The following is a 12516-nucleotide window of genomic DNA, read 5'->3' as shown; positions in this document are numbered from 1 at the left end:
CGCCGGCGGCCGGGACCGGGGCAGGTCGTGGGATCGCGGCAGGGCCGTGGTATCATGGGCAACGAGAGCCAGGACCGTGGGGGAGGGGCCGGCCGACCGGCCCCTCCCGCGCAGCGGGGTGAGCCCATGAACGGCCAGCAGCCGCAGGATCCCGAAACAGGCCAGGCCCGGGAAGCCGGCCTGCCGGGGGCGCGCCCGTCCGGGGAGCCCGGCCGGCCGGAGCCCGCCGCCGAGAACCCCCCGGCGGCCCCCGATCCGGATCCCGTGCCACCGGCGCGGCCCGCCCGGGAATCCCGGGTGGAAATGACCGAACTGGTCCTGCCCAACGATGCGAACCCCCTCGGCAACATCCTGGGCGGGAAGGTCATGCACCTCATGGACATCGCCGGGGCGCTGGCGGCGGCGCGCCACTCGCGGCGGATCTGCGTCACCGCCTCGGTCGACCGCATCGACTTCCTGCACCCCATCCGCGTGGGCGAGGCGATCCTGCTGGAGGCCCAGGTGACGGACGCCGGCCGCACCTCCATGGAAGTGCGGGTGAACGTCTACAGCGAGAACCTGCGCACCGGCCAGCGGCGGCACACGGCGACGGCCTTCTTCACCTTCGTGGCCCTGGACGACAGCGGCCGCCCGGCCCCCGTGCCCGCCGTCATCGCCGAGACGCCCGACGAGCAGCGCCTGCAGGCGGAGGCTCGGCTCCGGCGGCAGGAGCGCCTGGCCCGGGCAGGCCGGGCGGGAACCGGCCTGCCGGAGGGGGCGGCCCAGGGGGTGGCGGCTGCGGCGGCGGGCGCAGGCCCCAAGGGCGAGACCCAGGCCGGCCCGGGAGCCCGCGGGATTCAGGCCGGCGGGACACCGTCCGGCGGCCTGCCCGCCGGGACGGCGCCGGACCCGGAGCCGGCCGGGGGCGCGACCCCGTAGCCGTCCCGGGCCCGCTCCGGGGACCGGCCCAGGGCCGGCCGCCTGGCGCCGGCGGAACTCCCGGTCACGGGAGAAGCGGTCAGCGGAGAAGGGGGACGAGCCTTGGAACTGGTCATCCGGCCGCTGGAAGGGCATGCCGAGCTGGCCCAGGCCGAAGCCCTGCAGCAGGCGGTGTGGGGCGGGCCGCCCCTGGTGCCGTCGGCCACCATGCGGGCGGTGCTGGAAGTGGGCGGGTCCGTCCTGGGGGCCTGGCTGGGCGGCGAGCTGGCCGGCTTCTGCTTCGGCTTCCCGGGGTGGCGCCAGCGGCAGCCCGTGCCTCCCGGCCTGGAGGAACCGGCCGGCGGCGCTGCCGCGGCGGCCGGGCCACCGGCCGGGCCGCCGCCCGTTCCGGGCGAGCCGGGCCGGCGGGAGCCGGTCTTCCATTCGGACTTGCTGGCCGTGCGGCCCGAGCTGCGGGACCGGGGCATCGGCCGCCGGCTCAAGCTGGCCCAGCGGGAGTGGGCGCTCCGGCAGGGGCTGCACCTGATCACCTGGACCTACGACCCCCTGCAGGCCCGCAACGGCTATCTCAACCTGACCCGCCTGGGCGGCGTGGCGCGGCGCTACGTGCGGGAGTTCTACGGGGTGCTGGACGACGAGCTGAACCGCGGCCTGCCGGCCGACCGGGTGGTCATCGAGTGGTACCTGACCAGCCGCCGGGTGGCCCGGCGGGCCGGGGCCGGCGAGGGCCCGGGGGACTCGGGGCGGTCGGGCCTGGCGGTCCCGGCCGGCGCACCAGGCCCGGGGGCCGGCGCGGAGACGGCGGCCGCCGGGGACGCCCCAGGCTCCGCTCCGGAGGGCTCCCGGGCACCGGATCCGGTCCCGGGGCCGCCGGCGCCGGGACCGGCGGAGCTGCCCGTGCTCAACCGGGTGCGGGACGATGGGGGGCTCCCCGTGCCTCTGGACTGGCAGGCGCCCGGTGGTGAACCCGAGGTGGCCGTGCTGATCCCGGCCCGCTTCGCCGAGTGGCGGCAGAACCGGTTCCAGTGGGGCCTGGAGTGGCGGTTCCACCTGCGCCACGTGCTGGAGGCGGCGCTGGGGGCGGGTTACCTGCTGGACCGGTGCCTGCCCGGGCCCGGTGGGGCCACCGTGACGTACGTGCTGGCGCGGCGGGCCTCCCCCTGACCCGCCGCCGGGGAGAGGAGGAACCGCCGTGGAGCAGCGGGACAGGGTGGAACGGGGCGAGTGGCAGGAGGCGGCAGCGGAAGCCGGGGCCGCGGCGACTGCCGCGCAGCGGGATGAGGTGGCACCGGCGGCGGGATCAGAAGGTCCGGGCGTTCTGGACTTTCCCCCCATGCCTGCCGAGCCGGGGGCGGAGGCCGTGCCGCTGACCATCACCGGCGTCCAGCTCTTCTGGCTGCGCATGCCCCTGGTGGCGCCCTTCGAGACCAGCTACGGCCGGGTCGACCGGCGGGAGTGCCTGCTGGTGCGGCTGGAGGCCCGTCATCCGGAGGCAGGGGTGGTGGAGGGCTGGGGCGAGGTGGTGGCCGACGCCGACCCGGGCTACAGCTACGAGACCACGGGCACGGCCTGGCACGTCCTCACCGAGTTCATCCTGCCCGCCCTGCCCGGCCGCACCTTCGCGACGCCCGGCCAGTGGCGGGCCGCGTGCGAGTGGGTGCGCGGCCATCCCATGGCCAAGGCCGGGGTGGAGATGGCCCTGCTGGACGCCCGTTCCCGGGCCCGGGGCGTGCCGCTGTGGCAGGAGTACGGCGGTGACCCGGCCCGCCGGCGGATTCCCGTGGGGGTCAGCGTGGGCATCCAGCCCAGCCTGGATGCCTTGCTGGCCACGGTGGAGCGGTTCCTGGACCAGGGCTACCGGCGCATCAAGATCAAGATCAAGCCCGGTTATGAGGTCGAACCGGTCCGGGCCTTGCGGCAGCGGTTCGGCAGCATCCCCCTGATGGTCGATGCCAACGCCGCCTACACCCTGGCCGATGCCGGCCGGCTCCGGGCCCTCGACGACTACGGCCTGATGATGATCGAACAGCCCCTGCACGAGGACGACCTGCTGGACCACGCCGCCCTGCAGCGGCAGCTGGCCACGCCGGTGTGCCTGGACGAGTCCGTAAAGCACGTCCACGGCGCCCGGGAGGCCCTGGCCCTGGGCAGCGGCCGGATCGTCAACATCAAGCAGGGCCGGGTCGGAGGGCCGATGGACGCCCGGCGGATCCACGACCTCTGCCGCCGCTACGGCATCCCGGTGTGGTGCGGGGGGATGCTGGAGACCGGCGTCGGCCGCGCCCACAACATCGCCCTGACCACCCTGCCCGGCTTCACGCTGCCCGGCGACACGTCGGGAAGCGACCGGTACTACCACGAGGATGTCATCGACCCGGCGGTCCGGGTGGGGCCCGACGGCACGGTGGAGGTGCCCCAGGAGCCCGGCCTGGGGTACCGGGTGGTGCCGGAACGGGTCGAGAAGTACACCGTCCGGCACCGCTCCTGGCACGCGTCCTGACCGGCCCGCTCAACCAGGCCGGCGCTCCGCGCCGGCCTGGTTCGGGGTCATGGCCGGTGGGGCCAGCACCGCCACCACCTGGCCCCGGGCGCAAAGGGTCTCGCCGGCGTAGAGCTCGCTCTCCACCACGGCCTTGCGCTGGCCCAGCTCCACCACCCGGCCGCGCACCACGAGGGGAACCCCCAGGGGCGTGGGCCGCAGGTAGTCGACCTTGAGCGACGCGGTGACACAGCGCGGCACGGGCTCGGGATCGCCCAGCCGGTGGCCGTCCCGGCGATAGAGGGCCAGCGAGGCCGTGGCCATGCTGTGGCAGTCGATCAGGGAGGCGATCAGCCCGCCGTAGACGAACCCGGGCACCGCCATGTGTTCCGGGCGGGGTTCGAACACCGTGACGGTTTCGTCGCCGTCGGGATAGGTCTTCAAGTGCAGGCCCGCAGGGTTGTGCCGGCCGCAGCCGTAACACCAGGCGAAGTCGTCCGGGTAGCGGTCCTGCACGGCCGGCCCGCGGTGGGCGGGACCTGCATCCGGCTCCATCGGCACCGTCGCTCCAGCTCCTTCCTGTCCCCCCAGCCGGGGCAAGTTCCTCGACCCGCCGGCTCCGGCCGCGGATCGGGCGGGCTGGCTTCCTTTCGCAGGTTCAACGCTTCCCGGCGGGTGGAACGGCCCGGCGGGGGCGTCCCGGTGGGACAGCGTTCCGGTGGGGCAGCGTCCCTCACGCCGCCCCGCCTCGCCCCATCCCGCCCGGATTCCCTGAAGCTTGCGGCCTGCGCCCTGACGGCCGCCACCGGTGCTTTTCCCCCGGGCCGCCGCCTTCCCTGCCGCCTCTCGCCGCCCGGCCGGGCGGGCGGCACCGCAGGCCCCCGCCCAGGCTGAGGGAGGTGGCCTGCGAGTCCCCCTGCCTCCGGATCCCCCACCGTCCTTGGGGCCCGTGACGGAAGGGCCCGCTGCTGCACACCCGCCCATGGCCACGGCATATCGTGGGGTAGTCGTCACGGCCGGTGCGTCAGGTTTCCTGACGCCGGCCGGCGGCAATCCATGCGGGGGGTCGAGTATGGGAGGAAGTATCTGGAACAGCAGGCGGTGGGGCCGCGTTCTTCCCGCCCTGGCAGCCCTGCTGGCAGCGGCTCTGCTGCTGGCGGCTTGTGGCGCCGGTGGGGGCACGGGCAGCGGGACCCCGTCCGGCGCGCCGGCCGGCGGAGCGGCCGGCGGCAGCGGGGAAGGGGACGGGGGCGGAGGGACGGCCGCCGGCGACTGCAGCCAGCGGCCCGGCCTGGCCGGCGTCCCGCCGCTGCCCCAGGAGGTCACCGTCAAGATCGCGGAGGACGGAGCCCCGTCGGGGGCGGGCTTCTACATCGCCACCGAGAAGGGGTACTTCCGCGACCTTTGCATCAAGCCCGAGTTCGTCACCTTCGAGTCCAGCGCCTACATGCTGCCTGCCCTGGCCGCCGACCAGGTGCAGGTGGCCGGCGGGGTGCTGAGCGTCGGCCTCTGGAACGCCATCCAGAGCGGTCTTGACCTGCGGCTCATCGCCACCAAGGGCGAGAACGTCCCCGGGCGTTCCTACTTCAACCTGACGGTGGCGGCCGATAAGGCCGGTGAGATCAAGGACTACCGCGACCTCAAGGGCAAGCGCATCGCCATCACCGCCGAGGCGTCGCTGGACGAACAGTTCGTCGACCTGGCCCTCCGGCACGCGGGCCTGACCCGGGACGACGTGGAGTACGTGATCATCAAGTCCTTCGGCGACATGAACGCCGCCCTGGCCAACGGGGCCGTCGATGTGGCGATGCACATCGAGCCCCTGATCACCCAGGCGGAGGAACAGGGCATCCTCAAGCGCTTCGGCGACGCGGCCCGGGACTACGCGCCCGGCTTCCAGATCGCCGAGGTGCTGGCCAGCCCCAAGTTCGTCGCCGACAAGGAACTGTCCCAGCGCTTCATGCTGGCGTACGTCAAGGCGCTGCGGGACTACAACGACGCCTTCGTCAAGCGGGATGAGGCCAAGATGGCCGAGATCATCCCCATCATGACCAAGTACACCGCCCTGAAGGACCCGGAGCTGTGGAAGAAGGTCTACGTCCCGGGGCTGAACCCCGACGGGCGGCTGAACGTGGAAAGCCTGCAGGCCCAGCTGGACTGGTACCGGGAGCGGGGCTACTTCACCGGGCAGATCGACCTGAACAAGGTGGTGGACCAGTCCCTGGTGGAGTATGCGGTCCAGGTCCTTGGTCCGTACGACGGGGGTCAATAGGGAAGGCGGGGCCTCCCTGAGGGGCTGCCGGTGAACTTGGGGGCGGTCGCAAGCGGCTGGGGGGTGTCCGGGTCCCACTCCCGCGGTCCGGCGACCGCTCCCTTTCCCGGCCACCCTGCGCGGTCCTCCGGGGCGGGCCGGGAGGCGGGTAGCCGGGAGTCTGGTCAAGGAGGGAATGCCATGCTGAACCGGCGACAGGTGCAGGGCGACGGCTGGGCGCGGCGGCCGGGGCTGGAAGCGCCGGCGGCCGCGGGGGGCCGGCAGGACCGGCAGGCGGTGGTCCCCGCGGGGGCCACCGCGGAAAGGGGGCCCGGCGGGCCGGATGACCGCCGGCCCGAAGCCGGTGCCCTGGCTCCAGGCGCCAACGGCACCGGCCGGCGCCGGGCGGGGATCCTGCCCGGAAGGGGATCCCGGCGGGGCCGGGCCGGCGGTGCCGGGGCGGTTCCGGGGCGCCGCGTCCCCTGGCTCGATCGCGAGCGGTGGCTTTCCGTGGTCAGCCCCATCGCCCTGCTCCTCATCTGGGAGCTCATGGTCCGGGCGGGCATGCTGGATCCCCGGTTCTTCCCGCCGCCCAGCCGGATTGCCGTGCGGTTTGCCGCCATGGTGGCCGACGGGACCCTGGTCCAGCACCTGGGTATCAGCCTCCTGCGCGTCATCCTGGGGTTTGCCGTCGGCGCCATCCCGGCGGTGATCCTGGGCCTGACCATGGGGCTCTTCCCCCTGGTGCGGGCGGTGCTGGAGCCCATCGTGGCGGCCATCTACCCGATCCCCAAGATCGCCCTGCTGCCGCTTCTGCTGATGATCTTCGGCGTGGGCGAGGCCTTCAAGGTGGTGACCATTGGCCTGGGCTGCTTCACCCTGGTGCTGGTCAACACCGTGGCCGGCGTGGTGAACATCGAGCGGATCTACGTGGACGTGGCGCGCAACTTCGGCGCCTCCCGCCTCGACTTCTACCGCACCGTGGCCTGGCCGGGCGCCCTGCCGATGATCTTCGCCGGCCTCAAGCTGGGCATGGGCGTCTCGCTGCTGCTCATCGTGGCCGCCGAGATGATCGGCGCCCGCAGCGGCCTGGGCTACCTGATCTGGAACTCCTACCAGGTCTGGGACATGGCCGCCATGTACATCGGCCTGGTGCTGATGAGCTTCTTCGGTTACGCCTTCACCATGGCCCTGAACGAACTGGAGCGGCTGGTGCTGCCCTGGCGCCCCCGGTAGGCGGGGCCCAGGGCCGGCGATGCCGGAACGGAGGTTGCGGGGCGGCGGCCTGCCGCGAGGGGAAGCCGGGGTGACGGGACGGCTTCAGGGGGGATGAGGATGTCCGAGCGGTGGAAGATCCGGATCCGCGGCCTGCGCAAGGAGTTCGTCGCCCGCCGCCGGGTGGTGACCGCGCTGGACGGGGTCGACCTGGAGGTGCAGGAGGGCGAGTTCGTCTGCCTGGTGGGGCCGTCGGGCTGCGGCAAGACCACGCTGCTGCGGATCCTGGCCGGGCTGGAGAGGCCCACGGCGGGCGACATCCAGGTGGCGCGCAGCGATCCCTCCCGGCCTCTGCAGGCCATGGTGTTCCAGGAGCAGTCGGTGTTCCCCTGGATGACCGTCCGGCGCAACATCGGCTACGGCCTGGCCCTGCGGCGGGTGCCCCGGGCCGAGCGGGAACGCATCGTCGACCACTACCTCAAGCTGGTGGGCCTCGAAGCCTTCGCCGACGCCTATCCCCACCAGCTCTCCGGCGGCATGAAGCAGCGGGTCAGCGTGGCCCGGGCCTTTGCGGTCGACCCGGAGATCCTGTTGATGGATGAACCCTTCGCCGCCCTGGACGAGCAGAACAAGCTGCTGCTGGCCCAAGAGCTGCTCCGCCTCTGGGAGGCGAACCGCAAGACGGTGCTCTACGTCACCCACTCCATCGACGAGGCGATCCACCTGGCCGACCGCATCGTGGTCTTCACCGCCTCGCCGGGGCGGATCAAGGCCCAGGTGCCGGTGGCCATCCCGCGCCAGCGGGACCTGGACACCCTGCGCAGCCACCCGGCCTACGCGGCCACCTACCAGCGGGTATGGGAAGCCCTGCGGGACGAGGTGCTGGCGGCGCGGGAGCGCGACGAGCGCCGGCTGGTGGCCGGGCGGCGCTAGTGGATGCCGGCCCCCGGCCGCGGCAGCGCCCGCTGATCCCGGGCGCTTGGGGAGCGGCAGGAGCACCCGGGGTTCACCGGACCGGTGGCGGAGGCTATACTGGAACCGTTGTGGGAGGGAGGCCGCACCCCTGGGTGGCGGGCCTCCCTCCCCGCGTGTCGAGGGATTTGCACGACGGCAACCTTGTTGTGGGGAGGAAATCCGGTGACGGCGCAGGCGCGGGCTCACCGCCAGGGGCAGGACCAGGCCGTTCGGGCCAGCTTGAAGGGGGCCTGGCTGAGCGCAGCCAGCTACGTCGTGTTGAGTGCGGTGAAGATCGGGGTAGGCTGGCGGGCCGGGTCGCGGGGCATGCTGGCCGACGGGCTCAACAACCTGACCGACGTGCTGGCATCGGTGGCCGTCCTGTGGGGCATCCGGGCCGCGGCGCGGCCGGCCGACGCCGAGCACCGCTACGGCCACGGCCGGGCGGAGACCGTCGCCCAGCTGGTGGTGGGCACGGTGATGGGTATGGTGGGGCTGAACGTGGGCCTGTCGGCCCTGCAGGCCGCCCTGGCGCCCAACCTCGAGCCGCCGGAGCCCTATGCGGCCGGGGTGGGCCTCGCTGCGGCAGCGGTGATGGCCGCGGTGTACTTCTACAACCGGGCCCTGGCCCGGCGCACCGGCAGCCCCGCCCTGCGCGCAGCCGCCCGCGACCACAGCTCCGATGCTCTGGTCAGCCTGGGCACGGTGGTGGGCATCTGGGGAGCCGGCCGGGGCTGGACCTGGCTCGATCCTGTGGCGGGCGTGGTGGTGGGGCTGCTGGTGGTGCGGACGGCCTGGCGGCTGGCCAGTGAGGCGACGCATGAACTCCTTGACGGCTTCGAGCCGGAGCGCGTGCAGCGGCTGGGCCGGCGGGTGGCCCGCGTGCCCGGCGTGGAGACGGTCCGGGACGTCCGGGGGCGCCGCCTGGGCAAGGCCACGGCCATCGACGTGACCATTACCGTCGACCCCGGCTTGACGGTGGAGGAATCCCACGCCGTGGCCGACCGGGTCGAACAGGTCCTGCGCCAGGATCCCGACGTGACGCACGTCCACGTGCACGTAGAGCCCCACCGGGGAAAGGGTCCAGCCCGCCGCCGGGCGACGGACCCGGAGGCCGGCGCGAGGGCCGGGCCGGCCGGTTCGTCCCCGGAAGCCGGGAGGCCGGGCCGCCCGGTGACGCCGGTGGGACCTGCCGGCCGCAGGGGAGAAGACCCGGGGGACGGCCGGAAGGGCTGAGGGATCCGGCGCCGCAGCAGGCCGGTTCAGGCCGGGTCAGGCCGGCCCGTCGCCGTGGATGGCGTCGTGGTGGGTTCCCGGTGCCTGCTTGATGTACCTTTCCGGGTCCTGCTCGAACTGCTTGCGGCAGTAGGGGCAGCAGAAATAATAGGTGGTGCCGCGGTACTGCACCGTCTCGATACCCATCTCCTCGGCGGTCGACTCGTCGATGGTCATGCCGCATACGGGATCGACGGCCACGTCCCATGCGCCTCCTCGGTGCAGGCTGCAGGCCGCGCAGGCGGTGCCCGCGGGCCCGTTGCATGTGTATGTACAGAATTGGCCGCCCGCCCGGGCATCCCTGCCCCGGCGGGTTGGACCGGCCCGGGAGGACTGGTCATGCCACAAGATTCGCACCACCGCCCACGAGCCCGCTCCCGGCGTTCCGGGACCCGGTTCCCCGGGCAGCCCGCGGACCGGCACCAGGCTCACCGCCGGCCCGCTTCGGGGGGCCGGCCGCAGGGTGCCGAACCGCAGGGGCACCGGGCGGCGGCCGCTGATCCGGCAGGGCACGGGCCGCCCACCGTGTCCCCCGCGTCCCCCCAGGCCGCCCCATCCCCCGCGCCCCTTCAGGTGGGCCAGGTGGTCGAGCTGGAACCCCATGCTCTGGCGGCCGGCGGGGACGCGGTGGCCCGCTATGGCGGCATGGCCGTGTTCGTCCCCTGGGTCGCCCCGGGGGACCGGATCCGCGTCCGGGTGACCGAGGTGAAGCCCCGCTACGCCCGGGCGGCGGCGGAGGCCGTGCTGGCGCCGGGGCCGGACCGGGTAAGCCCCGCCTGTCCTCTCTTTGCCCGCTGCGGCGGTTGCCGGCTGCAGCACCTGTCGTACCCGGCCCAGCTGGCCTGGAAGCGCCGCCTGGTGGTCGACGCCCTGGAGCGGGTGGGGCGGCTGGAGGCGCCGCCGGTAGCCGAGACCCTGGGTATGGACCCGCCCTGGTTCTACCGCAACAAGGCCGCCCTGCCCGTCCGCCGGCTGCCCGGCGGGCGGGTGGCCATGGGCTTCTTCGCTCCCGGCACCCACACCGTCGTCGACCTGGAAGAACACGGCTGCGCCATCCAGCACCCGGTGATCAACCAGGTGGCGGCCGCCCTGCGCCGCTGGCTGGAGGAAGACCCGGACGGCCGGGCGACGAGCACCTATGACGAGGAGCGGCACCAGGGACTGTTGCGGCATCTGGTGGTGCGGGTGGGGCTGCGGACGGGCGAGGCGCTGGCCGGGCTGGTGATCAACGGCGACGGCCTGCCGGGGGAAGAGCGGCTGGCCCGGCACCTGCAAGAGCAGGTGCCGGCCCTGGCGGGTGTGGTGAAGAACCTGAACCGGCGCCGCGGCAATGCGATCCTCGGCCCGGAGACGGTGCCCATCGCCGGCCGGCCGTGGATCGTCGACCGCCTGGGCGGGCTGGAGTTCCGCATCTCCCTGGAGTCCTTCTACCAGGTCAACCCCGTCCAGGCCGAGCGGCTCTACCAGGTGGCCCTGGACTACGCCCTGGCGGGCCGGGAGGCCGGGTCCGCCGCCACGGGTTCGAACCCGGGGGCGGCGGTGGCCGAACGGGATACCGCGGCCGGCCGGCCGGCCCGGGACGCCGGGGCCACCGGGGCGAGGCGGGACCCCGGGACGGGGGACGGCGGGACTGCGGCAGGCGGCCGTCCTTTCTGGCTGATCGATGCCTACGCCGGCATCGGCACCCTGGCGCTGCTGGCGGCGGCCCGGCTGGCCGCCGGCACCGCCGGCCGGGGGGCGGCCGGCTCCGGCTACCGGGTGACGGCCATCGAGGTGGTGCCCGAGGCCACGGCCGACGCCCGCGTCAACGCCGAGCGCAACGGCCTGCAGGGCGTGGAGTTCATCACCGGCGCCGTGGAGGACGTCCTGCCCCGCCTGGCCGCGGAGAGCCAGGGCGGCGCCGGAGGCGGGGACGGGGCCGCGGCCCGCGGCGGCCGGCCCGACGGGATCCTCCTCGATCCGCCGCGCAAGGGCTGCGCGCCCGCGGCGCTTGCAGCGTGCCTCGAGCTGGCGCCTCCCCGGATCGTCTACGTTTCCTGCAATCCCGTCACCCTGGCCCGGGACCTGGCTGTGCTTTGCGACACGGGCTCGCCGGCGGCGCCCGCCGTCCACGGCAGCGGCCGGCGGCGGGGGCGGCGGGCCCGCTACCGCCTCGAGGCCGTCCAGCCGGTGGACATGTTCCCCCATACCGCCCACGTGGAGTGTGCCGCACTGCTGGTCCTGGAGGACGGGTGAGGGCAGGGGACCCGGTGCAGGGCTGCAAGTTGGGGACGGGCCGCCCGGTCCGGCCACGCCGCCCTTGTAGCGCGCGGCGCCTTCTGTCATGCTCGTGGCGGTGAGGTGGATGCCCATGCACCCCGGTGGAACCGAAACCAGCCATCACTCCGCCAACCCCCAGTCGACCCAGAATGCACCGCCCTTCACCCTGGAGGGCTGGTTCATCCTGCACGATTTCCGGCGGCTGGACTGGCGCCGCTGGAAAGCCCTGGATCCCGCCCGGCGGGCCCAGATTGCCCGCGAGGCGGCCGCGTTCCTCCGGCACGTGGAGGCCGCAGGGGACACGGGCGAGGGGGCCAGCGCCCTCTATCGCGTGGTGGGCCACAAGGCGGACCTGCTGTGGCTCCACTTCCGCCCGGCCCTGGCCGACCTGGGCGAGCTGGAGGCGGCCTTGGCCCGGACGGCCCTGGGCGACTATCTGGAGCCGGCGTACTCCTACGTCTCGGTGACGGAGCTGAGCTTTTACCGCTCCGGACCCGGCGGTCCCGAGCGGGACGTGCGCCAGGAGCCCTTCGTCCGCGCCCGCCTGTACCCCGCCATCCCCCCGGCCCGGCACGCCTGCTTCTACCCGATGAACAAGAAGCGGGACGGCGCCGACAACTGGTACACCCTGCCCTTTGAAGAACGCGGCCGCCTGATGCACAGCCACGGGCTCATCGGGCGCAAGTATGCGGGCCGGGTCACCCAGATCATCAGCGGGTCCATGGGGCTGGACGACTGGGAGTGGGGCGTCACCCTCTTCGCCGACGACCCCGTGGACTTCAAGCGCGTGGTCTACGAGATGCGCTTCGACGAGGCCAGCGCCCGGTACGGCGAGTTCGGCCCCTTCTACGTGGGTGTGCGCCTTGCGCCCGGCGAGCTGGTGCGCTTCCTCAGCCCCGAGACGCCGGACGGGGCGGCGGGGGCCCAGGCGGCCGCCGGCTCAGGGCGCTGAGCCGGGTCTCCGGCCGTTCCCACGGGCCCGCACCTCGGCGCCGTCGAGGCCGGGCCGCGGGCATCAGCCCCTGGGCCCAGGCGGTCATCCTCCGGCGGGTCCGGCGGCGGCGAACCCAGGCTGCCGGGCCCGCCCCGTTTTTTCCCCCGGCCCCTTGCCGCGGCCGGGTAGGGACGGGCCGGCCCGTCACGAAATCCCCGGCAAAGCAAAGGC

The 12516-nt window shown here is 74.0% G+C and carries 11 protein-coding genes; 9 read left to right on the top strand and 2 right to left on the bottom strand.

All coding sequences use genetic code 11. From position 1 onward, the window contains the following. Positions 1 to 126: 126 nt before the first annotated feature. The 3 genes from ACYQ02_RS00635 to menC all read left to right on the top strand — a co-directional run bounded on the left by ACYQ02_RS00635 (position 127) and on the right by menC (position 3418). Entirely contained in the window at positions 127 to 918 is a 792-nt protein-coding gene (locus ACYQ02_RS00635) for an acyl-CoA thioesterase (RefSeq protein ID WP_460038500.1), read from the top strand. Positions 919 to 1020: 102 nt separating this feature from the next. Continuing rightward, positions 1021 to 2082: a GNAT family N-acetyltransferase gene (locus ACYQ02_RS00630; RefSeq protein WP_460038499.1), complete on the top strand. Its 1062-nt coding sequence runs from the start codon at positions 1021 to 1023 to the stop codon at positions 2080 to 2082. A gap of 28 nt (positions 2083 to 2110) precedes the next feature. Continuing rightward, positions 2111 to 3418 (top strand): o-succinylbenzoate synthase, encoded by a 1308-nt coding sequence (gene menC, locus ACYQ02_RS00625; RefSeq protein ID WP_460038498.1) that lies wholly within the window; start codon positions 2111 to 2113, stop codon positions 3416 to 3418. Positions 3419 to 3427: 9 nt separating this feature from the next. Here the strand turns inward: menC and ACYQ02_RS00620 are convergent, their stop codons facing one another. Next, positions 3428 to 3952: a PaaI family thioesterase gene (locus ACYQ02_RS00620; protein WP_460038603.1), complete on the bottom strand. Its 525-nt coding sequence runs from the start codon at positions 3950 to 3952 to the stop codon at positions 3428 to 3430. Between the two features lie 517 nt (positions 3953 to 4469). Here ACYQ02_RS00620 and ACYQ02_RS00615 point away from each other — a divergent pair. The 4 genes from ACYQ02_RS00615 (at position 4470) to ACYQ02_RS00600 (ending at position 9053) form a co-directional block, all read left to right on the top strand. After that, on the top strand, positions 4470 to 5669 hold the full coding sequence (locus tag ACYQ02_RS00615) for an ABC transporter substrate-binding protein (RefSeq protein WP_460038497.1): 1200 nt from the start codon (positions 4470 to 4472) through the stop codon (positions 5667 to 5669). A gap of 180 nt (positions 5670 to 5849) precedes the next feature. Beyond that, on the top strand, positions 5850 to 6884 hold the full coding sequence (locus ACYQ02_RS00610; protein ID WP_460038496.1) for an ABC transporter permease: 1035 nt from the start codon (positions 5850 to 5852) through the stop codon (positions 6882 to 6884). A 99-nt stretch (positions 6885 to 6983) separates the two neighbouring features. Then, complete coding sequence (locus ACYQ02_RS00605; protein ID WP_116901030.1) at positions 6984 to 7796, top strand: ABC transporter ATP-binding protein; 813 nt, start codon at positions 6984 to 6986, stop codon at positions 7794 to 7796. A 204-nt stretch (positions 7797 to 8000) separates the two neighbouring features. Next, positions 8001 to 9053 carry a cation diffusion facilitator family transporter gene (locus ACYQ02_RS00600; protein WP_460038495.1) on the top strand — a complete coding sequence of 351 codons (1053 nt, stop codon included), beginning with the start codon at positions 8001 to 8003 and terminating at the stop codon, positions 9051 to 9053. A gap of 36 nt (positions 9054 to 9089) precedes the next feature. Here ACYQ02_RS00600 and ACYQ02_RS00595 read toward each other — a convergent pair whose 3' ends face one another. Next, positions 9090 to 9293 carry a YHS domain-containing protein gene (locus ACYQ02_RS00595; protein ID WP_006904356.1) on the bottom strand — a complete coding sequence of 68 codons (204 nt, stop codon included), beginning with the start codon at positions 9291 to 9293 and terminating at the stop codon, positions 9090 to 9092. Positions 9294 to 9674: 381 nt separating this feature from the next. Here ACYQ02_RS00595 and rlmD point away from each other — a divergent pair, with 381 nt between their 5' ends. Together rlmD and hemQ are read left to right on the top strand one after the other, a co-directional pair. Next, complete coding sequence (gene rlmD / locus ACYQ02_RS00590; RefSeq protein WP_460038494.1) at positions 9675 to 11327, top strand: 23S rRNA (uracil(1939)-C(5))-methyltransferase RlmD; 1653 nt, start codon at positions 9675 to 9677, stop codon at positions 11325 to 11327. Between the two features lie 115 nt (positions 11328 to 11442). Further along, positions 11443 to 12303 (top strand): hydrogen peroxide-dependent heme synthase, encoded by an 861-nt coding sequence (hemQ, locus tag ACYQ02_RS00585; protein ID WP_460038493.1) that lies wholly within the window; start codon positions 11443 to 11445, stop codon positions 12301 to 12303. Positions 12304 to 12516: the final 213 nt, after the last annotated feature.

This window comes from Thermaerobacter litoralis (assembly GCF_054654595.1).
This window is presented reverse-complemented; position numbering and strand designations above follow the sequence as displayed.